The 21,811-nt window shown below is 36.8% G+C and carries 24 protein-coding genes; 12 read left to right on the forward strand and 12 right to left on the reverse strand.

Going from position 1 to position 21,811, the window contains the following annotated elements; all coding sequences use genetic code 11:
- Positions 1–48: 48 nt before the first annotated feature.
- Both AC23ME_RS06430 and AC23ME_RS06435 read left to right on the forward strand, forming a co-directional pair.
- Entirely contained in the window at positions 49–939 is an 891-nt protein-coding gene (locus AC23ME_RS06430; protein ID WP_487726931.1) for a helix-turn-helix domain-containing protein, read from the forward strand.
- Positions 926–1,348, forward strand: coding sequence for a DUF983 domain-containing protein (locus tag AC23ME_RS06435; protein ID WP_487726932.1), 423 nt, complete (start codon positions 926–928; stop codon positions 1,346–1,348). Before AC23ME_RS06430 ends, AC23ME_RS06435 begins: the two co-directional genes overlap by 14 nt.
- Positions 1,349–1,401: 53 nt before the next feature.
- Here the strand turns inward: AC23ME_RS06435 and AC23ME_RS06440 are convergent, their stop codons facing one another.
- From AC23ME_RS06440 to AC23ME_RS06480, 9 genes are all read right to left on the reverse strand, one after another.
- A complete protein-coding gene (locus AC23ME_RS06440) occupies positions 1,402–1,617 on the reverse strand; it encodes a hypothetical protein (protein WP_487726933.1) in 216 nt (71 codons plus the stop codon).
- Positions 1,618–1,911: 294 nt separating this feature from the next.
- Positions 1,912–3,162, reverse strand: a complete 1,251-nt coding sequence (locus AC23ME_RS06445) for a sulfate adenylyltransferase subunit 1 (RefSeq protein WP_487726934.1) — start codon at positions 3,160–3,162, stop codon at positions 1,912–1,914.
- A gap of 78 nt (positions 3,163–3,240) precedes the next feature.
- Positions 3,241–4,146 (reverse strand): sulfate adenylyltransferase subunit CysD, encoded by a 906-nt coding sequence (cysD, locus tag AC23ME_RS06450; protein WP_487726935.1) that lies wholly within the window; start codon positions 4,144–4,146, stop codon positions 3,241–3,243.
- A 392-nt stretch (positions 4,147–4,538) separates the two neighbouring features.
- Positions 4,539–5,234, reverse strand: a complete 696-nt coding sequence (locus AC23ME_RS06455; RefSeq protein WP_487726936.1) for a phosphoadenylyl-sulfate reductase — start codon at positions 5,232–5,234, stop codon at positions 4,539–4,541.
- Positions 5,219–6,763: a TSUP family transporter gene (locus AC23ME_RS06460; protein WP_487726937.1), complete on the reverse strand. Its 1,545-nt coding sequence runs from the start codon at positions 6,761–6,763 to the stop codon at positions 5,219–5,221. The genes AC23ME_RS06455 and AC23ME_RS06460 overlap by 16 nt, the downstream gene beginning before the upstream one ends.
- The gene (cobA, locus tag AC23ME_RS06465; RefSeq protein WP_487726938.1) at positions 6,747–7,514 is read right to left on the reverse strand and encodes a uroporphyrinogen-III C-methyltransferase; all 768 of its coding nucleotides are present in this window, start codon (positions 7,512–7,514) and stop codon (positions 6,747–6,749) included. Before cobA ends, AC23ME_RS06460 begins: the two co-directional genes overlap by 17 nt.
- Positions 7,515–7,609: 95 nt before the next feature.
- Entirely contained in the window at positions 7,610–9,703 is a 2,094-nt protein-coding gene (locus tag AC23ME_RS06470) for a HEPN domain-containing protein (protein ID WP_487726939.1), read from the reverse strand.
- Between the two features lie 332 nt (positions 9,704–10,035).
- Entirely contained in the window at positions 10,036–10,473 is a 438-nt protein-coding gene (locus AC23ME_RS06475) for an RrF2 family transcriptional regulator (protein ID WP_487726940.1), read from the reverse strand.
- A gap of 303 nt (positions 10,474–10,776) precedes the next feature.
- Positions 10,777–11,283, reverse strand: coding sequence for a very short patch repair endonuclease (locus AC23ME_RS06480; RefSeq protein WP_487726941.1), 507 nt, complete (start codon positions 11,281–11,283; stop codon positions 10,777–10,779).
- 188 nt (positions 11,284–11,471) lie between these two features.
- On the opposite strand from AC23ME_RS06480, the gene AC23ME_RS06485 reads away from it, so the two are divergent.
- From AC23ME_RS06485 to AC23ME_RS06495, 3 genes are all read left to right on the forward strand, one after another.
- Positions 11,472–12,539 (forward strand): sensor histidine kinase, encoded by a 1,068-nt coding sequence (locus AC23ME_RS06485; RefSeq protein WP_487726942.1) that lies wholly within the window; start codon positions 11,472–11,474, stop codon positions 12,537–12,539.
- Positions 12,536–13,279: a LytR/AlgR family response regulator transcription factor gene (locus tag AC23ME_RS06490; RefSeq protein WP_487726943.1), complete on the forward strand. Its 744-nt coding sequence runs from the start codon at positions 12,536–12,538 to the stop codon at positions 13,277–13,279. The genes AC23ME_RS06485 and AC23ME_RS06490 overlap by 4 nt, the downstream gene beginning before the upstream one ends.
- A 98-nt stretch (positions 13,280–13,377) precedes the next feature.
- Positions 13,378–14,685 (forward strand): sensor histidine kinase, encoded by a 1,308-nt coding sequence (locus AC23ME_RS06495; protein WP_487726944.1) that lies wholly within the window; start codon positions 13,378–13,380, stop codon positions 14,683–14,685.
- On the opposite strand, the gene AC23ME_RS06500 is transcribed toward AC23ME_RS06495, so the two are convergent.
- On the reverse strand, positions 14,682–16,130 hold the full coding sequence (locus AC23ME_RS06500; protein WP_487726945.1) for an ATP-dependent DNA helicase: 1,449 nt from the start codon (positions 16,128–16,130) through the stop codon (positions 14,682–14,684). The two genes, AC23ME_RS06495 and AC23ME_RS06500, sit on opposite strands and share 4 nt — an antisense overlap.
- A 162-nt stretch (positions 16,131–16,292) precedes the next feature.
- Between AC23ME_RS06500 and AC23ME_RS06505 the strand changes: the two genes are divergently transcribed.
- The 3 genes from AC23ME_RS06505 to coaD all read left to right on the forward strand — a co-directional run bounded on the left by AC23ME_RS06505 (position 16,293) and on the right by coaD (position 18,200).
- Entirely contained in the window at positions 16,293–17,117 is an 825-nt protein-coding gene (locus AC23ME_RS06505) for a DUF3822 family protein (protein ID WP_487726946.1), read from the forward strand.
- The gene (locus AC23ME_RS06510; RefSeq protein WP_487726947.1) at positions 17,108–17,668 is read left to right on the forward strand and encodes an RsmD family RNA methyltransferase; all 561 of its coding nucleotides are present in this window, start codon (positions 17,108–17,110) and stop codon (positions 17,666–17,668) included. Before AC23ME_RS06505 ends, AC23ME_RS06510 begins: the two co-directional genes overlap by 10 nt.
- A gap of 70 nt (positions 17,669–17,738) precedes the next feature.
- The gene (coaD, locus tag AC23ME_RS06515) at positions 17,739–18,200 is read left to right on the forward strand and encodes a pantetheine-phosphate adenylyltransferase (protein WP_487726948.1); all 462 of its coding nucleotides are present in this window, start codon (positions 17,739–17,741) and stop codon (positions 18,198–18,200) included.
- On the opposite strand, the gene AC23ME_RS06520 is transcribed toward coaD, so the two are convergent.
- Positions 18,201–18,638 (reverse strand): hypothetical protein, encoded by a 438-nt coding sequence (locus tag AC23ME_RS06520; RefSeq protein WP_487726949.1) that lies wholly within the window; start codon positions 18,636–18,638, stop codon positions 18,201–18,203.
- A gap of 175 nt (positions 18,639–18,813) precedes the next feature.
- Here AC23ME_RS06520 and AC23ME_RS06525 point away from each other — a divergent pair, with 175 nt between their 5' ends.
- Together AC23ME_RS06525 and AC23ME_RS06530 are read left to right on the forward strand one after the other, a co-directional pair.
- A complete protein-coding gene (locus AC23ME_RS06525; protein ID WP_487726950.1) occupies positions 18,814–19,317 on the forward strand; it encodes an RNA polymerase sigma factor in 504 nt (167 codons plus the stop codon).
- A complete protein-coding gene (locus AC23ME_RS06530) occupies positions 19,307–19,912 on the forward strand; it encodes a hypothetical protein (RefSeq protein ID WP_487726951.1) in 606 nt (201 codons plus the stop codon). The genes AC23ME_RS06525 and AC23ME_RS06530 overlap by 11 nt, the downstream gene beginning before the upstream one ends.
- Before the next feature lie 78 nt (positions 19,913–19,990).
- Here the strand turns inward: AC23ME_RS06530 and AC23ME_RS06535 are convergent, their stop codons facing one another.
- Positions 19,991–20,602: an NUDIX hydrolase gene (locus AC23ME_RS06535; protein ID WP_487726952.1), complete on the reverse strand. Its 612-nt coding sequence runs from the start codon at positions 20,600–20,602 to the stop codon at positions 19,991–19,993.
- Between AC23ME_RS06535 and pyrE the strand changes: the two genes are divergently transcribed.
- Together pyrE and AC23ME_RS06545 are read left to right on the forward strand one after the other, a co-directional pair.
- Positions 20,601–21,254 (forward strand): orotate phosphoribosyltransferase, encoded by a 654-nt coding sequence (gene pyrE, locus AC23ME_RS06540; RefSeq protein ID WP_487726953.1) that lies wholly within the window; start codon positions 20,601–20,603, stop codon positions 21,252–21,254. The genes AC23ME_RS06535 and pyrE overlap by 2 nt on opposite strands.
- A gap of 27 nt (positions 21,255–21,281) precedes the next feature.
- A complete protein-coding gene (locus AC23ME_RS06545; RefSeq protein ID WP_487726954.1) occupies positions 21,282–21,680 on the forward strand; it encodes an SRPBCC family protein in 399 nt (132 codons plus the stop codon).
- The last annotated feature ends 131 nt before the right edge of the window (positions 21,681–21,811 follow it).

Here is a 21,811-nt window from a genome sequence, read left to right on the forward strand (position 1 = left end):
ATCATAAAATACCATTATTATCTCTTAACTTTTTGATAATTTTGTGACATGAAAAGGCGCATACCTGTTTATGATATTCAGAATTTTTCGGAGTATAAAAACGACGGAATTTTGGTGAGCAGATTTGGACATTATTCAAAGCAACATCATCACCTACACAGCGCACATCGCCACAGTTTTTTTCACTTTGTTTTTTTCACCAAGGGAACCGGCAAACAGCAAATAGATTTTAAAACATTTGATGTAAAACCCAACCTCATTTACTTTATGATACCGGGACAAGTGCATAGCTGGAATTTCAATAGCGAACCAGATGGTTATCTGATTAACTTTTCTACTTCTTACTTTAGTTCGCTACTTTTAAAGCAGGAGTATTTATCGAATTTTAGTTTTTTTAGTGGCAAACCAGAACAGCAGGTGCTTGTTTTAGATGAGCATACCATTGAAAATATTACTTCAATTTTTGAAGCTATTCTTAATGAGGGAGAACAGACCAACAAATTTAATGACGATTTAGTGAAAGTTTTATTGCTACAACTATTTATAGCAGTGAACAGAACTACCAACCATGCAAGCAATAAAGAAGTCAATCAGTACAACCATACCATTTTAACGAACTTTCAGCATTTGATAGAAGAGAACTTTACTAAACTGCGTTTACCTAAACAATATGCAGAATTGCTTTACATTACACCAAATCATTTAAATGCGCTTTGCAATGATTTTTTAGGAACATCTGCTGGAAAATTAATTAGAGATAGGATTATTTTAGAAGCCAAACGATTGCTCATCAATCTAGATTTAAGAGTAGTGGAAATTGCCGAAAAACTGAATTTCGAAGACCAATCTTACTTCGTTAAATTCTTTAAAAAATACGAGGGAACAACTCCCGACAGATTTAGAAAACAATACATAACAACACCATATGGAACCGAATAAAGAAACACAATACTATGTATCAACATGGAAAGGTTTTTCGAATGCGAAATGCCCAAGATGTAGGGTTGGAAATGCTTTTATAGGAAATACCTACAGTTTTAAAATGCAGAAAATGAACGAATTTTGTCCGCATTGCGGATTAAAATTTGAGCGTGAACCAGGATATTTCTATGTAGCCATGTTTGTGAGTTATGCAATGAACGTTGCCGAAATGATTGCCGCTGGAGTAGCTGCTTACGTTTTTGGCTTAACCTTAGATTACGAAAATCTTTATGCTTTTATTGGCGTATTGTTTTTAACTACGCTGATATTTGCACCATTCAATTACAGATACTCTAGAATGGTGTTGCTGTATTGGTTGTCTCCAAACTTAAATTACGAGCCTTCACGAAGTGCTCCGAAACAATAAGCAATAAAAAAGGTGTTTGAATAATTCAAACACCTTTCACTATTTCGTAGCTATTAAAAAATAGCGTATCGGTAACTTTTCATTTCGTCCCACTTTTGCTCCGAAAGCTTTGCATTAGAAATTCCATTTATTTCATCCTGTCTTTGCTTATCCGCCTTTTCTTTACGCTGTTTAACATAACTTTGAGTTACATCTGTTGAGTAATTCTTTGTTTCATTTGAACGACTACTATCGTTTGCAGCTTCGTGTAAAATAAAATTTTCGCCCATTTCAGTAAAATTTAAGAGGATTATATCGAGTAAACACCTCATTATTGAAATTGTTTTCTTTTTACTAAAATAAAATAGAGAGTTGAAGTAAAAGTTATGAAAAGATTAAATTATACTCTGATAATTTGCTCATAATTAAGCATAAAACATTTACATCATTCAAAACTTAATTTCCTTAACTTCTTAATGTTTATTAACCATTAAGGAATTAAGAAAAATGATGCTTTAAGTTTTTAAACAAAAAAGGTTGCCAGTAAAAACCAACAACCTTTTGACCTATTTCAAGTATTAATCTTAATCTGCCAAAGCTCTAAACATAGTAGCACCAACAGTTAAATTCGTTCTGCTATCTATTAAAATTGCTGAACCATTTGCTTTGCTTTCGCCATAAAAATCGAATGGTAAATTATCTGCAGTTTTAAGCACTACCCTACCAATATCATTCAGTTTAAACTCTTCTGCCGAATGCTTTTCTAAAGTATTGATATCAACTTTGTAAACCACTTCAGCTATTTTACATTTAGTTACCTTGCTGTTATGTTGCAGCAAATAGGTAATCGAAGTATCCAAAGCTTTAGTATCCATCCAACATAAATCTGCCTCTACCAATTTGCTTTCTTGTGGCAAAGCCGATGAATTTACAATGGTATCTCCACGACTAATATCCACATTATCTGCTAAGTGAATAGTTACCGATTGACCAGAAGAAGCTTCTTCCAGTTCCCTATCAAAAAACTCGATTTTACTAATGGTAGAACTAGCTCCAGAAGGTAAAACAGTGATTTTATCGTTCACTTTAAAAGTTCCGCTTACCACACGACCAGCATAACCTCTATAATCGTGCAGCTCATCTGTTTGTGGCCTAATTACCCATTGCACCGGCATTCTCGCTTTGTCAGATTGTTCTTGCACATCAGCATCAACCTGCTCCAAAAAATGCAGCAAGCTTTCGCCATTGTACCAAGTCATACGTTCAGATGCGTGTACAATGTTATCGCCTTTTAACGCACTTACTGGGATGTAAGTCACATCTTGCAACTTCAATTCCTCAGCCAATGTTTTATATTTTTGAGTGATGGCTTCGAACACAGTTTCGCTGTAATCAACCATATCCATTTTATTAATAGCAACTACAACGTGCTTAATTCCCAACAAAGAAACCAAATAAGAGTGGCGAATGGTTTGCTCTACCACACCATTTCTAGCATCAACCAAAATGATGGCTAAATTTGCCGTAGAAGCACCCGTGACCATGTTTCTAGTGTACTGAATATGTCCTGGAGTATCTGCGATGATAAACTTACGCTTATCCGTTTGGAAATACTTGTAAGCCACATCAATGGTTATTCCCTGTTCACGTTCGGCCCTTAAACCATCCGTTAAAATGGCTAAATCTACCGTACCGTCATCGTTTTTTCTATTCGCATTTTGGATAGCCTCCAGCTGGTCTGCCAAAATAGAGTTTGTATCGTATAATAAACGGCCAATCAATGTGCTCTTGCCATCGTCTACACTTCCTGCCGTAAAAAATTTAAGTATGTTCATTCTTGTAGTATTGAGTATTGAGTATTGAGTATTGAGTATAGGCCTTATCGCTATACGCAATACTTTTTACGCAGTACGTTAGAAATATCCCCCTTTTTTCCTGTCTTCCATTGCTGCTTCCGAAACTTTATCGTCCATACGGGCGCCACGCTCCGAAATTTTCGACTGACTGATTTCATAAATAATATCGTCAATCAAGAAAGCATCAGATTCTATAGCAGCCGTACAAGAAATATCACCTACCGTACGGAAACGCACCTTTTTACGTTCTACCACATCTTCCTCGTCCATATTTACAAATGGCGAAGCGGCCATTAACTGCCCATTACGAGTAATCACATCACGGTCGTGCGCAAAATAAATACTCGGCAACTCAATATTTTCTCTGCGGATATAATTCCAAACATCTAGCTCCGTCCAGTTACTAATCGGGAACACACGCACATTCTCCCCTTTGTGAATTTTGCCATTGTAAACGTTCCATAATTCTGGTCGCTGACGTTTTGGGTCCCATTGTCCAAACTCATCTCTCACCGAAAAGATACGCTCTTTAGCTCTGGCTTTTTCCTCGTCTCTACGAGCGCCGCCAATACAAGCATCAAACTGATGTTTCTCTATCGTTTCCAACAAGGTAACCGTCTGCAATGCATTTCTGCTAGCATTTTTACCTTTTTGCTCTACCACTTTTCCTTCATCAATAGATTGTTGTACCGAACCAACAATTAAACGTTCGCTCAAGCGAGCCACCATTTTATCGCGGTAATCTATCGTTTCTTCAAAATTATGCCCGGTATCAATATGCACCAACGGAAACGGAAATTTTCCCGGTCTAAAAGCTTTCTCTGCCAAACGCACTAAAGTAATGGAGTCCTTACCTCCGGAGAACAACAAAGCAGGTTTTTCAAACTGCCCCGCAACTTCCCTCAAAATATGGATTGCCTCCGCCTCAAGCTCGTCTAAATAATCAAAATTATATTTACTCATTTTTTGGTTGTGTCTTTTTTAAAAATTTGAAAAGCAAGGTTCATTGCTCTTCGGTTTCATCAGTCCCGCTATTCGTTTCAAGTTTTTGTCTTCGACAAGCTCAGACTGACAAACTTTTCACTGCTATCGGGTTTAGTTAACAACGGAAATCCTCCCCCTACCCCCTCCAAAGGGGACATCCCTCAAAGTTTCAAAGGTTAAACATAGACCCCTCTCTGCCTTCGGCATCTATTGATAACTTTTACATTTTTATCTAAAGGTATCAATGAGCTCCGTTTCACTTCAGTTCTCCCCTAAAATGGAGAGAAATGCGCTTGGGAATGGACATAACTAATTCCTAAAACCTAATCCCTAGCCACTAAGACTGATACCTTATTCCTGATACCTGTTCCCTACGAAGTAGCGTGCAACCCACACTCCTTCTTACTTTGGTCTTCCCACCACCAGCGGCCTGCTCTAAAATCTTCACCTTCTCTTACCGCTCTGGTACAAGGTGCGCAGCCAATACTGGGAAAACCTTTATCGTGCAAAGTATTGTACACAATGTTGTTATCCTTCACGTATTGTTTAACATCTTCCAAAGTCCAATCAAAAATTGGGTGGAACTTAAACAACTGATTTCCTTCATCCCATTCTACATCTTCCATTCCTTCTCGGTTTGCGCTTTGGTCGGCCCTAATACCTGTAATCCAAATTTCGTTACCAGCTAAAGCTCTTTTTAATGGCTCAATTTTTCTAATGTAGCAACATTCCTTTCTATTCTCTACACTTTCGTAAAAGCTGCTTGGCCCTTTTGCGGCAACCATGTCTTGCAACAAATCGCCCTGCGGAAAATAAGCATGAATAGGCTTTTGGTAAATCTCCAAAGTTCTGTTCCAAACGTAATAAGTCTCCGGAAAAAGTCTTCCTGTTTCCAAAGTAAAAACCTTAATTGGAATGTTATTAGAGAAAATCAAATGTGTTACCACTTGGTCTTCCCAACCAAAACTGGTAGAGAAAACAATTTTGCCCTCATGTTTTTCGGCTAGATATTTAAGCTTTGCAACAACATCCAGCCCTTCTAATTCTTGTTTTATAGTTGCAACCATTCTGCTCTACTCAATAATATATAAATAGTCCTCAAACTCACGATAATTACGATGATACCTACCATAATCATAATGGTTTTGGCATTCAATCGTTTAGTTAGCAATGCCCCAAATGGTGCGGCAATACATCCTCCTAAAATTAAACCCACAATAATTTGCCAATGTGTTAAACCTATCATCATAATAAAGGTTAGCGAACTCGACAAGGTCACGAAAAACTCTGTTAAGTTTACCGAACCAATGGTATAACGAGGATTTCCACCTCGTGAAATTAAAGTTGAAGTTACAATTGGGCCCCAACCACCGCCACCGATAGAGTCTAGGAAAGCGCCAATAAATGCCAACGGACCAATTCTCTTTAAAGGTTTTGTTTTTTTAGGTTTAGACAATGCTTTTAGTAAAATCTTCACCCCTAAAAAAAGAGTATAAGCAGACACTATCGGTTTAATAATATCTCCATAGTTTTCTAAAGATGATAAAATGTAAGCGCCTGCAATGGCTCCAATAATTCCCGGTAGTAATAGCTTTTTAAACAACTTTGTACGAACATTGCCAAAACGCAAGTGCATCAAGCCAGAAACACCGCTGGTAAAAATCTCTGAAGCGTGTACACTGGCACTTGCCGCAGCAGGCGTAACACCAAACGAAAGCAAGAATGTTGTGGCACTTACGCCATAAGCCATTCCCAAAGCACCATCTACGAGCTGTGCTAAAAGTCCACCTAAAATGAAATAAAGAATGGTGCTATCTACTTCGTTAGCTAAACCAACGGCTACATCGCCTAATTGAGCAAACGGAATGAACGACAAGAAAATATGTCCAACCACCATTGTAGCTAGCACTGATAGCACCCAAATAACGGTTTTCTTAACGTTAAACTTCTTCTCTTTCTCTAAAAAAGTTGCTGTAATGCCATTAAGCACTTTCACTTTATGCTTAATATCGCCGTTTAGGTTATTTCTAATCTGATTTAACTGACCAATAGAATTATCAATTTCTTGCGGAATAGCTTGGTCTAAAATTTCTTTCAGCCTTTTTGCCATGGTTGGCGATTTGCCATTGGTAGAAATAGCAATCTTCAAATCGCCTTTTTGCACTATTGAACCTAAATAAAAATCGCAAAGTTCTGGTTTATCGGCAACGTTAATTAGCAAACCTTTTTGATGCGCCAAAGTTCTTAATTCGGTGTTAAAATCGTTATCGTTAGTTGCAGCAAATACAATATCTACATCTTCTAAATCATCCGACGAAAAAGCCTTTTGCTTGATGGTAACGTTTGCGTTTGATGCCGCAATTTCAGCAACAGCATCATTTACGTCGTTAGCAACTACAGTAACTTGCGCTGATGTGCTATTTTTAACGATTGCACTCAATTTTTCCAAACCAACCTCTCCTGCACCAATTAATAAAGTACGCAACTCGTTTAGCTTAATAAAAGCCGGAAAAAGTTGGTTGCCCCCGATGTTCTCAACGTTCTCATCGCCTGTTGGCAAAACCTCTGCAATATTTCGATTAGGAGATGGCTGCATATTGTGCAATTACGTTTTTAAACGATGGATGTAAGGACACCACTTCGCCAAATATCAATAAAGCCGGTGCTTTGATTTGCTCTTCTTCAACCTTCGCTACAATATTTTCCACGGTTGAAATTACTAATTTTTCGGTATCTGTAGAACCATTTTGTACCACCGCAGCAGGCAATTGTTGTTTACCTGCAGCTTTAAACACTTCCACAATTTTTGATAACTGTTTTAAGCCCATCAAAATTACCACAGTAGCACTTGAATTGGCTGCTTGGTAAATATCATTAGAGATTTCGCCGTTAGTGGTTGTACCTGTAATTACCCAGAAACTTTCGCTTAAACCACGGTGCGTTACCGGAATTTGTTGCAAAGCAGGTACGCCGATAGAACTAGAAATACCGGGAATAACCGATACAGGAACGCTGTAAGACGCTGCAAAATCCAACTCTTCGTAACCACGACCAAACACGAATGGGTCGCCACCTTTTAATCTCACCACATGACCATAATTCAATGCGTAATCAATCATTAGCTGATTAATGGCATCTTGAGAATGAGAGTGCTCTCCCGAACGTTTACCTACATAAACCTTGATGGCTTGCGCTGGTGCGTGTTCTAACAAAGCTTCGTTAGTTAAGGCATCATACAATACCACATCTGCAGTTTGCAAAGCTTTTACACCTTTTAAAGTCAACAAATCTGGGTCTCCAGGACCTGCGCCTAATAAGGTTACTCTTGGTTCTATATGTCTGTTCATTTTTGTTAAAATTTTGAATGATTGAATGAGAAAATGATTAAATCTAGCTTCTCAGAACTATTTACTCCTCTACTCATTTTATCATTTATTCATTACTAGTTCGCTAATACGGTAGCTCGTTTCGCTTTAATCCCGTTTAAAAATTCTTCTGCTTGTGCGTAATAAGCTTTCGCAAATTCCTCTGATGGCTCATTCTTATTAATTTGAAGTACTAAATCAGCGAAGCTTTGACCTAAATTGAACTCGCCGCTTTCTACATAATGAGCGTCAAATTCTCTGATTACGCCAGCTTGTGTGCTTGCATTTACGCCTTTATCCAACAATAAAGATTTAGCTGCATTAACCATTGTAGCATAAGTATGATAAATGGCGTCTGCATAAGAACCGTTGTTTAACGATGCCGTAGCCCAAGCAAATTTCTCATCAGCTTCTAGCAATAAAGTAGCTACCAAATCAATCACTACGCCCGCACATTCGCCTACACCAATGGCAGTTACAAAAGTTTCTTCGTGTCCCCAGTCTACAAACTCTTCCGATTTTAAATTGGTTAAATCTGCCAAAGGTTTCAATAACTGATAAAAGTGGTCTTTGCCTTTTCTATCATAATATTGATGAAAGATTTCCTCCCCTAAATTGTTCTCCTTAAAATCGTTTAGCAAATAATGCAATACGCTTGTAGCACGCTTTGAAGGCACTTTAATCACACGTTCTGCCACACGACCAAAACCATTACCAACAGTTCCGCCACCTAACATTACTTGTACCGCTGGCACCACTTTTCCTTCGGCTTTTACCGAACTGCCGTGAAAACCAATTTCTGCCAAACCATGCTGACCGCAAGAGTTCATACAACCGCTAATCTTGATATTCAGGTTTTTCTCATAGATAAATTCAGGGAAATCGTGGTAAACGACATCTTCCAAAACTTCGGCTAAAGTCATGCTGTTAGAAATGCCCAAATTACAAGTATCTGTACCTGGACAAGTGGTAATATCTGCCAAGCTATCAAACCCTAAAGCTGTAAAACCTAACTCGTTTAAAGCTACATATAATGATGGAAGGGCTTCTTTTCTCACGAATTTCAATAACAAACCTTGGTTCTGTGTAATTCTGATTTCGTCAGCAATGTGTGGTCTAACCGCCTCCACAAATGCTCTAGCTTTATCGGTTTTGATATCACCGATGGTTACTTTTACGTAAACCCCGAAAAAACCTTCCTGCTTTTGTTCAACAACGTTCGTCGCCAACCAATGTTGGTAATGCGTTTCGTTCGCAATTTCAACAGCAGCATATTCTTTTACAGATTGCGGCTCTGGTTGCGGAACTGTATTTAAATCGATTTTGAAAGTCTTTACTTTAATTGCAGTGCGTTCTTCCGCTACCAAATTAAGCACTTCCTCTAAACCAAGTTTTTGAACCAAATACTTTAAGCGTGCCTTGTTTCTATTATTACGTTCGCCATGTCTATCAAAAACACGTAAAACCGCTTCCGTGAAAGGAATTAACTGGTCTTCTGGTAAAAAATCGTGTACTGCACTTGCTAAAAATGGCTGTGCTCCCAATCCACCAGCAAACATTACCTTAAAACCACGCTCCCCTTTTTCGTTGATTTTAGGGATAAAACCTAAATCGTGGATGTAACTGTAAGCTGTATCTTTATCGCTCGAAGAGAAAGAAATTTTAATCTTCCTACCCATTTCTTGACAGATTGGATTACGCAGAAAATACGCAAAAACCGCCTGTGCATAAGGAGAAACATCGAATGGTTCGTCTTTATCTATCCCTGAATTTGGCGATGCAGTTACGTTACGCACAGTGTTTCCACAAGCCTCACGCAAAGTAATATCATCACGTTCCAATTCTGCCCAAAGTTCTGGCGTTCTATCTAAACTCACATAGTGGATTTGGATATCCTGACGAGTGGTTAAGTGCAGATTTCCACTTCCATATTCATCAGCTACATCAGCAATTCGCAATAATTGCTTAAACGTCACCTTTCCAAACGGCAGTTTAATACGTACCATTTGTACACCTGGTTGGCGTTGCCCATAAACACCACGAGCTAAACGCAGGCTACGGAATTTTTCTTCGTGTATCGTGCCATCTCGAAAAGCCTTTATCTTACGCTCTAAGTCGATGATATCTTGCTCTACAATTGGGTTTTCGAGTTCTGTTCTAAAACTTTGCATTGGTTGTGTTGGTTGTGCTTTATTCAAAAAATGCCTCTCTTGTGGGAGAAGCATTCCTATTCAATTTCTTTAAAAAATGATATACGTACTTCTTTTACCTCGTTTTGCAACAGTGGTTCATGGTTGATTGTGGCATCAGACAGTATGTAATTACCAATTTCATCTGTCAAATATATAAAGTATATAGGAATAGTAGTAATTAATTTTAAGATTTGTTTCTTTTGAGCAAGCTTACTCAAATTTTTAAAGGGGCTTAAAATGATTGAAAATCATCTCAAAGCATTGAAAAACAAAAGGAAGTATTAAAAATAGCTAGACTATTTAGAACGATTTTAAATTTCTATTTTTAGGTTAGTCTCTCTAGCAATTACGTCTGCAATGCTAGTTTCTCCTAAAATTTGAAGTGTTGCATCTCGTACATCAATAAATGCACTTCTGATACCGCAAGTTACTTCGTCTTTACACTCATCACACTTGTGATAAAAATTTAAACTAGCACATGGAAGCATTGCTACAGGACCATCTGTTAAGCGTAAAATCTGTACTAAATAGATGTCTTCTGGTTTTTTATTGAGGCTGTAACCACCTCCAGCACCTTTTTTACTGTACAAGAAACCTGCATTTCTTAGGTCTAAAAGAATTTGCTCTAAAAATTTCTTTGGGATGCGCTCTTCCTCTGCAATTTTTGAGATTTGCATAGGTGGCATGTCTAGATTTTTACCTAGCGCAACTAGCGCTTTAATGGCGTATTTGGTCTTTTTAGAAAGCATACGTTACAAATGTAGTAATTTTTTGTTTCGTTTGGTTAAGTGGTTAACTGAGTAAATTGCAGATTAAATATTTCCCGCAAATGTGCGCAGATTTATTCCGCAGATATTTGATGATTGATATGGCTTTAACTATTTGGTTATTAAATATTGATGATTGGTTTTTACTGTCGATTGATTTTCCCCGCAGATGTACGCAGATTTATTACGCCGATATTTGATGATTTGATATGGCTTTAACTATTTGGTTATTGGATATTGATGATTGGTTATTTACTTAATAATTGGTCATTCTAATGCATCCTGTTATTCCCTATCCGGTATCCTCCCCTTTTTAGCTGCCTCCATATACAACTTAATCTGATTTACGCAGGCTGTTAAATTCTGCTTGATTTCATGTTCCCAAAAACGCATCACTACGTAACCCATTTCTAATAAGCCGTTGTTTACAAATTGGTCACGTTGCATGTTACGTTCTATTTTTGGTATCCAAAATTGCTGATTGGTTTTAGGTTTGCGCTTTTTCCAATCGTAGCCATGCCAAAAATCGCCATCTATAAATATGGCTAGCTGGTACTTTTCTATAACTAAATCTGGTTTGCCCAGTAAATCTTTACGATGAATTCTAAATCTGATGTGCTCTTTCCAAAGCGCTTTACGCAACAAAAGCTCGGGCTTACTGTTACTGCCCTTGATTTTAGACATCGTTTTACTTCGCTGCTTAGTGGTATAAAAACCCGCACTTTCTTCAAAACGAGGCACTTTGATGGCATCTTCTTCTACCGGCAAATAAAATTTAGGCTGCTTTTTCATCGCTCTGCGAAATTAAAATAAATGCAAATACCAACCATCTCACGTTCTATACTTTTAAACCATTACTAAATGCAGCTCGTCGCTTTCGAAACAAATAGCTCTGTATATTTCTGCATCTTTAAAACATCATTATCACCATCAATTGTTTTAGCTAAATTGATTTGATATTGTAATTTTACGTGTATCAAATGGCAATAACCCTCAGAAAATTACGACAAAATAAATTCATTAAACAGAATATTAAATATACTGGCATTGGTATTTTAGTTGGTATTTGTTTAACCTTAGTGATAATGGTGGTTAGCAATAATCCAATTACTTTTAAGCGTTTATTTTTGAATATCCTGTTTAGCTTGTTTATCACTTTGAGCATTTCAAACATCTTCTCTGTTTTTCAAAAATACAGCGAAAGATTTACCCGCCGTTTTTGGCAATATATCTTACTCTATTACCTATGCAATTTATTAGGAATGGTGGTTGGTGTAGAAATTTGTTACGTAATTATTTCATTCATCTACGATTTTCCATACGAATTTCTTAACCACTTGCGAGAGTATAAATTTAATGCAGTAATTGTAACGATTGCTGGCACGTTAATGCTTCTTTACCTACTTCAAAAGCGTAATGCAGAGAGTGTGCTAAAAGCAAAAGAGGCTGATTTAATTCGTATCAACCAACTGAAAACACAAGCAGAATTACAGGCATTACAATCGAAAATTAATCCGCACTTTTTGTACAATGCTTTAAATGCCATTACAAGTTTAATTCACGAAGACCCCGATAAGGCAGAAGATATGACCATTAAACTGTCGAAATTATTTAGGTACAGCATCAATTCTCAGCAGGAAAACTTCTGCAGTTTAAAGGAAGAAGTCGAGATTTTAAATACTTACTTAGCGATTGAAAAAGTAAGGTTTGGGAATAGAATTAGCTTTAATATTGAGGTGGATGAGAACATCGCACACGTTGACTTCCCAAGGTTTTTGCTGCAACCTTTGGTAGAAAATGCCTTGAAGCACGGTTTAAAAGACACTTTTGAAAATGGGTTGTTGGAAGTGAAAGTGATGCAGAAAAACGACAAGTTAGAAATTGTAGTGCTAGATAATGGCGTTCCATTTCCGGATGAGCTCGTTGCCGGTTATGGTTTGCAGAGCACTTTCGACAAGCTTTCGTTATTGTATCCAGAGCAACACGAAATTGAATTAATTAACCAACCAAATAAGCATATCAAAATTACTATTCCTTTAAGCGTATGACCTGGAAAACCATTATTATTGAAGACGAACAACTAGCAAGACAACGCTTAAAACGACTTTTGGCAAACTATGCTGAGATAGAAATTATTGCTGAAGCTGAAAACGGAGCACAAGGTTTGGAAATGATTAATCAGCACCAACCCGATTTAGTGTTTTTAGATATAGAAATGCCCTTACTAAATGGTTTTGAGATGTTGGCTAAATTAACCGAAAATCAGCCTAAAGTGGTTTTTACTACCGCTTACGACCAATATGCCATTAAAGCTTTTGAGGAAGGTTCTATCGATTACTTACTTAAACCCATTGAACTGGAAAGATTGGATAAAACCATCCATAAATTAAAGCAAACTAATTTAGCGAAACCAGCGATTGCCATTGAAGATTTATTACTTCAAATTAAAGGTAAAGCAACCATAAAAATCCTGACCGTTAAGCTGGGAGATAGAATTTTATTAATTAAGATAGACGATATTATTCATATCCAAGCGGAAGAAAAATATGTATTTCTGCATGCCAACGATGGCAAAAAACATCTTACAGACTACACACTATCGATTTTAGAAACAAAACTCCCAGAAGATTTTTTGCGCATACATCGCAGCGACATCATCAACACTAATCATATTACAGAAATAAGAAGAGGATTTAATGGCGCCCTGATATTTGTGATGAGTAATGGCGAAAAGATAACTTCGAGTAGGTCTAACAGCGAAAGCTTGCGTACAAAATTTGGGATTTAATACGTTTGATGCTAAAATCTTCGGTTACAAGTATTAATTTTATTCTTATTTGGTGTGAATAGATAAAGCTTTGCTATTTTTGTTTTCAAACCAACGCCTTGTTAAAATTTTTAAGATATCAAACGCCTGCTAAATTTTTTAAAGAATTTAGCGAACACGCCGACACCACCAACCTAAGGTCTGTTAAAGTAATAAGTGGCTTTTTATTTGCCATTAGTAGCATTGGAAGAATAATTTCTATGTTCTTCAAAGAAGATGTGCTGCTAATTCAAGGCTATCAACAGTTTTCTCTAAACAATTGGTTTCAAATTTTCGGAAGTGCTATTTTTTTGATTTTAAGCACTTACGCTATCAAACAGAGGCACAAATCTTGGGTAAAAAAAATTGTCATTTTCGTCTTTGTAGCCTATTTTCTTACTATGGCTTTCAATATCAGTTATATTGTTTCTCAGTATAACACTAAAAATACGCTATTCATATTTTTGGTGGGCATTGTTGCCACAAGCTTATTCTTCACAATGGAGATAAAACAGATGAAATTTATTGTGGCTTATATTGTTGGTGTTTACTTCGCCACAACATTGTTCTCCGATATATCAACCCAACAAAAAATCATCAATTTTATTGCCGGATTAATACTTGGAATAGTTTTGCTTAGCTTTTCGAGATACAGTTATTATTTCAAATCATCGCACTTTGTGCAGATTAAAGAATTGGAAGAAAAAAATCAGGAAATTTTGCTGTTAAACAACCAAAAGAGCGAAATACTTTCTTTTGTAGCACACGATTTAAGAGCCCCTCTAAATAATATCGATGCTTTAAGTCAGCTTTTGTTATTAGAAAATGATGAAAATAAAGAGATAAAAATGATTTCTAATGCCGCTTTACAGGCAAAGAATATCATTAATGATTTAATTGAGGCAGTAAAAACGGAGCAAACAGAAATTTTAAAAGAAAGTATATTACTGAAGCCCTACATCAGCAGAATTATTAGTAAATGGGAAGCTAATACTACTAGAAAAATCGAGTTTAGCCAAGAACACGATGATTTAAACATGCATGTAAATGCGTCTAAATTAGAGCGTGTGATAGATAATTTGATTAGTAACGCATTTAAGTTTTCGGGTTCTGAAAAGCCAATTTCTATTGATGTAAGTATCTTAAAAAACAATGTTTTCATTAAAGTCAAGGATTTTGGCATCGGCATACCTTTAGATTTACAAGCACACGTTTTCGATCAGTTTTCTAAAGCGAGTAGAAAAGGTTTAATGGGCGAAAAATCTATTGGATTGGGGCTACATATTTCCCACAAAATTATTGAGCAACATCGTGGCGAATTATCTGTAAGTAGCGCAGAAAACGAAGGCACTACATTCACTATTCAACTACCTTTAAAGATAGCTTAATACTCTTCTTCTATCTTTTCAGCAAATAAATCTTTACTGAAATTCACTAAGAAAAGTTCTTTTTTGGCACGGGTTACAGCCGTGTAAAGCCAACGCATAAAGTCAAGGTCAACCATATCTTCGGTAAGGAAACCTTGGTCTACAAAAACAGCATCCCATTGCCCACCCTGCGCTTTATGGCAAGTTACGGCGTAGGCAAATTTAATTTGCAGTGCATTGTAATAAGGGTCTTGTTTGATAGCCTGCAATCGTTCTTTTTTATTAGTGATGTGCTCGTAATCTAACAGTAAACCTTCATAAAGTTTTTTACTGGCTTCGTAAGGCAAGTTCGGACTTTCAATTTGTAGCGTGTCTAGCAAAACTTTACAGGTAATTGCGCCAACATCTGGAAAATCTACCAACTCTAAAGTCACTTCTGCAAAGCGAAAACCATAACGTTCTTCCTCTCTACGAACTCTTACGATTTTGGCCATATCGCCATTGGCAATAAAGGCAGTTTCGTTATCGTCTGGCAACCAAAAATAATTGTTGCGCACCACCATTATGTAATCTCCGCCAGTTAATTCTTCATCTCTATAAAGTAAACGTGAGCGAATTTGGTTATTGTAGAGATTGGCCGATTTATTTGAACGACAAACCACCAAAGAATTTTCGAGGCTGTATTTTCCATAGGCGTATTCCAAGCCTTCCACAAATTTAACGCCTGTCATTCTAAAGATATCTTTAAAACCTTTAGTGATGAATTTAGGCATATCCGGTTCTTCTTCGTAAGTACCTATAAGTTGGCGCAACATGGTCGCATTAGCTAAAATGCCTGATTTTTTCTCCTGACGAACAACTTCTGTTAATTCTACCGCAGTTACCTCCAATTGAAAATTACTGCTCAAATATTCGGGGTTTAAAGCTGGGCTGTCCGTACTTCCAACTGGCGGAAGCTGCGCTGTATCGCCCACAAAAAGCAAGAAGCAATTTTTTGACAAACCTTCTGGCGATGGTTGGAAAACAAACTCGAGCAAATCTCCCAAGAAAGACGAGCCATTTTGCGAATTCCAATCATCAGCAATCATAGAAGCTTCATCTACAATAAAAACCGTATTGGTGGCCAAATTTGGAGCGAGTTGAAAAACCATATCCATACTTACCGCACTCTTTTTACGGTAGATTTTCTTATGAATAGTCAGTGCTTTTTTACCGGTGTAATTGCTCATTACTTTGGCGGCCCTACCCGTTGGCGCCAGCAAAGCTGATTTCAATCCGAACTTTGGCAAAGCCGATACCAATGCCGCCACCGAAGTTGTTTTTCCCGTCCCCGCGTAGCCTCTAAGTACAAAACATGCATCTTCATTTGGTCTACTTAAAAACGCAGCAGCTTGTTGGCAAAACTGCAATTGTTCTTGGGTAGGCGCAAAAGGATACGATTGTGCAATTAGGGTGGCTTTATCCATCTTGCAAAGATGCAAAATATGCCACAGATGCACAGATTTTATTAATCTGGACTAAATTATCGAGCTTAAGTATTATAATTAAATTAAATTTTCGATAAAACATCTGTGCATCTGTGGCAATAAAAATTCATTTTAAAATAAAAAAACTATTTTTGTTGATACATGAATAACAACAGCATTTTACTGATTGACCCCGACTTTGAACCTGCGAACAGCCCAAACTTAAGCTTGTTGGTCAAAATAGGTGCAGACACCTTCTCTTATGCCATTATCGACAACGAGAAAAAATTTGTTCATGCTGTTTACGATGAACAGGAATGCGAAAGCGGTTATCAGAAATTAAATGAGCGTTTAAAAACGGATGCTTATTTAAAACTTGATTACAAAAATGTAAAAGTTGCCGCACATACACCAAACGTAATTTTTGTTCCTCAAGAGCTTTATAACGAAGATGATGTTAAGGTTTACAGCAAATATTTTGTAGATGCAAATTCTAACAATGTTTATGTACAGCCTACCCTACAACAAGCTTTCAATACCATTTTTTCTGTGCCAGCATCGGCTGAGAAAGTAATTGACGAAAATTGGGGAGAGAATGTCAAACTACAACAAAATGCTGGTTTAATTGAGCTTGCGGCAAATATCAAAGACGATGCTTTTATCATAGATTTTACGGTTGGTTCTTTTCAGTTGATTTACGTAAAACAGCAGCAAGTAGCTTTTATGCAGAGCTACGAGTTTGAAGACATCGAAGAATTGACTTACTACCTTTTGCTAATCGTTAACCAGTTAAATGTAAATACAGCGCAAACTGCAGTTAAGGTTTGTGGTATTATTCATGAGGGTGATGAAAAATGGAACTGCCTTTCACAGTATTTCGACCAAAAAGATTTATTGGTGCTAGCTACAGATTTAGACACCAATATTTTGGATGATATGCCCGCTCATTATTACACCAGTTTACTTGCACTACAACAATGCGGATAGTTGGTGGTAAATTAAAAGGCTTGCAATTTCAGGCGCCAGCAAAACTTCCCGTTAGGCCAACTACAGATATGGCAAAAGAAGCTTTGTTTAACATTCTGTTGAATAGTTACGATTTTGACGAATGCGATGTTTTAGACATTTTCTCAGGAACTGGAAGCATTAGCATTGAATTTGCTTCTCGCTATGTAAGAAATATTACCTCGGTAGATAAACATCCAGGCTGCGTAGCTTGGCTAAAATCTGTTAAAGAGAAACATCAATTAAATAGTATTGATATTCGCAAAGCTGATGCTTTTAAGTTTCTAGCTCAAAATACAGAAAAGTACGATATCATATTTGCAGACCCACCGTACGATTTACCGAATATCCCAATGCTGCCACAATTGGTTGCAGAACATCAATTACTTAAAGAAAATGGCGTTTTAGTGGTGGAGCATCCATCTATGTTAAAACTAGACCAGCAGCCAAACTTTAGAGAAACAAGGAAATACGGGTATTCTTCTTTTAGTTTTTTTACCCCCAGCCTCCCGAATGGTCGGGACAAGCTCTAAAGGGGAGCACATTTCAACTTTCCAAAAACAATAAAACAATCCAGCAATCAAACAATAAACGTTACCAATCATGAAAATCGCTTTATTCCCTGGCTCATTTGACCCAATTACCATTGCCCACGTAGACATTGTGAAAAGGTCCTTGCCTTTGTTCGATAAAATTGTAGTTGGTATTGGACTGAACAGTTCTAAGCAAAATTTTCTATCAGCGGAAAAAAGGGAGGAAATAGTGAAAAGCATTTTTGTGAACGATACCAATGTTGAAATACAAACCTACCAAGGTTTAACCATAGATTTTGCAAAGAGAATTGGTGCTACTTATATGGTTAGAGGTATTCGCTCTGCATCAGATTTTGAGTACGAACGTGCCATTGCACAAATCAATAAAACGATGATGCCTGAAGTAGAAACCATCATTTTATTGAGCAGACCAGAATATTCTGCCATCAGTTCTACCATTGTGAGAGATATTTTGAGAAATAACGGCGATGTAAGTCAGTTTGTACCGAAAGAAGCGTTGGCCTTTCTTTAGTTAGTGCAGCAAGTAAATCCTATTATTTGAGCCAGTAGTATTTGGTACCACTACATAATATTTAAACTGCGTTTTATTTTCTTCTACCACAGTATATTTTACACCATCAATTGTTAACTCTTTGGTTTGTTTATTAAAAGTGTAATCTATCGTTTTATTTGTAGCAGTATTTCCATCACACTTTTTAGAACCGTAGGCCCTCACCATCTTTCCATCTGCCCTAAACGTAAAAGTGTCATCTTGCTCACACTCAAGAACGGCATATAAAGCATTATTTCCCGAGGGGTTAGTTGAAACGTTAAGATCCTTTAAGCCAAATTTCCAAGTTTTTGATGTAAGGACATCGATAATTTCTTCATTCTCATCTTTTTTGCAAGCGAGAAAAATTGTGAGAAACGTAATTAAAGCAAATGCAGAGATTTGACCTATTTTTTTCATAAAATTAATAACGCTCTAAATTACAATTTTATTTGGCGAATAATTCAAAAATAGCTTACTGCTTGTAAGCAAAATGGAACAAGAATTTAATATTTTTTAATTGAGCTTGTAACGTTTAGCGATATTTGATACTAATGGATTGAATTTAACCCAATACCCAACGAAAAGCTATTAAATGCTCGACACGCAAAAAATATTTCTACAACAGATTAACGATAACAAAGGTATTATCCATAAAGTGGCTAAAATGTATATGGATAATACGCTAGATCAGGAAGATTTGTTTCAGGAAATTGTGATGCAACTATGGAAAGCTTACCCATCTTTTAAAGGTACTAGCAAGTTTTCTACATGGATGTATCGGGTGGCGTTAAACACTGCTATTCTCTTCTTCAAAAAAGAAAATAGAAAGGTTGGTAAAGCTAGTTTAAATGAGCAAATAGAAATTGCTGACCACAATGACAGCGATGACAAGGAAGAGAAAATCGCATACCTATATAAAGCAGTACAAGAGCTAAACCAGATAGAAAAAGCGCTGATATTTCTATTTCTAGAAAATCAATCGCACCGAGAAATTGCGCAAAACTTAGGTATTACCGAGGTAAATGCTAGAGTGAAATTAAACCGAACAAAAGAAAAATTACAGCAAATTATTAAAAAGAACGGCTATGAATTTTGATAAATTAAAAGACCAATGGAACGAAAATGAGGCTAATGTAAATGAAGTCTCTGAAAATATGCTAAAGGTTAGGGAAGCGAGTACACCAATTGATAGTATCAGAAAAAAGATGAAGCATGAGTTTTTCTGGCAAATATTCTCTTTGGTAATAATGGCTTTTGCACACAAAATTTTAAGATTTTCACAGGAGCTTGGTCAGGTTTACCTTATATTTTTTTCAATTGTTTGTGGGTTTACCGCCTATTACTTTTTCAAATTCTATACCTTTTATAAACATTCGTATAACCTAAGTTTAGACAGCAGAAAAAATCTATTGTGGTTTTACCATGAGATGAAACTAAATATCGAGTTATATAAAGCACATACTTACATTGTGGCATTTATTTACCTTTCATTTATTAGCGTGGCGCTCTTTTTAATCAATGGAAATGTAATAGCAAAGTTGTTGGAGAAAGTACCTTTTATGTATCTCGCAATTAATGCTGCCGCAACCATATTAGTTATAGGCATTGTTACCGAATTATGGGCAAAATTGAGCTACGGAAAATATCTAAAACGAATTAAATTAATTTTAGACAGTATTGATGAAGAATAGTTCAGTAGGTAGTTAGCAGTTCACAGTTAACCAATTAAACAGTTTAAACAATTAACCTAATGAACTAGTGAACTAATTTCAAATCAACCCTTCCGCTTTCAAAACATCTGTGATTAACGCATAGGTGTTTTTCACTTTAGATTTTACCTCTTGTGGAGCTACCCAAACAGCTTCGGTAATACCCTCTTCTACCTGTGGTACTAATCTCGGATTTCCCTTCACACTCATGTGGTACCAACTTGTTCTTTTCAAAATAAGTTCACCATTCATTTCATAAACGTGGTAGGTTTTGCAAACACGTTCTTTACGTTTCTCTATTTTAACGCCACATTCTTCCTCAACTTCCCTCACCGCGGCATCTTTTACTTTCTCACCTTTATCAACCTTCCCTTTGGGCAAATCCCACTTTTTATTTCTAAAAATAAACAGAAAATCGCCTTTAGCATTAACAACCAAACCTCCAGCAGCCTTAATTACAACGAGTTGCTTTTTAATTTTTTTAAAGGCAGTATCAGGATTTTTAGTTAGCAGCAAATAGTTTTTCTTCTTACTATTCCTCAGATTTTTATAAAACGTCTCAAAATCGAAATTTTCCGCCTCAAGTTGTTGAATTTTGTCCACTTGTGTGGGGATTTCATGAGTTATAAACAAAGTGTTATCGTTAATATAAATTCTGTATTTTTGCGCCATGTATAATAAAAGTGATATTGAATTAAAGGTAGCTGAATTTTTATTACAAATTAAAGCAATTAAATTACAACCTGCTAATCCATTTACATGGGCATCTGGTTGGAAATCGCCGATCTACTGTGATAACCGCATAACTTTATCTCATCCATCGGTAAGAACATTTATCCGCCAAAAACTGGCACAATTAATCCAAGAAGAATACGGATCTGTTGATGTTATTGCTGGCGTAGCAACTGCTGGTATTCCACAAGGTGTTTTGGTAGCTCAAGAATTAGGCTTACCTTTCATTTATGTAAGATCAAAAGCTAAAGAGCATGGCACTGGCAGCTTAATTGAAGGCGAAATTGTAGAAGGACAGAGAGTAGTTGTTATAGAAGACTTAATTTCTACTGGAAAAAGCAGCCTACAAGCCGTAGATGCCTTGCGTAATGCAGGTTTATCTGTGGCAGGCTTAGTAGCTATTTTCACTTACGGTTTCCAACAGGCTGATGATAATTTCGCAGCCGCTAAGTGCAGATACTCAACACTTTCTAACTACGAAGCGCTGATAGAGTATGCTGCTGAGCATGCCATTATCGCTAAATCAGATATCGAGTTCTTGAGCAAATGGCGTGAAAACCCTGCCGAATGGGGAAAAAGCGAAACTGTTTAAACTGCAACCACACAACAACCTATATAAATGACAGTCATTGAAAGTAACGCTGAAATTAACTTGCCTGTAGCACAGGTTTACCAATTTCTAGCCGATTTAAACAACCATCAGCAATTGATGCCAGAGAATATTTACAACTGGTCGTCAACTGCAGATACTGCTAGTTTTACCATCCAAAATATGGCTAAATTAGCAATTCACATCTCAGAACGAGTTGAAAACGAGAAACTAATAGCCTTACCTACAGAAAAACCACCGTTCGATTTATCGTTACAGTGGTCTGTAAAAGGCAACGGAAACGGTACTACCACCGCAACACACATAATCTCGGCAGATTTAAACATGATGATGAAAATGTTAGCTGCTGGTCCCCTCCAGAAACTAGCAGATTATCAGACCAAAAAATTAAAAGAAATTTTAGGTTAAAAACCACCAAGGAAGTTCAAAAGACTTCCTTTTTTTTGCTTCAGATATTTTGAAAATCAACAATAGCATTTCATCGGATTTTTTGTCCCGCTATCCGCTCCAATCTTTTTGCTTGCACTGCCATTCATAAC

Source organism: Pedobacter sp. T50_32, assembly GCF_057652195.1.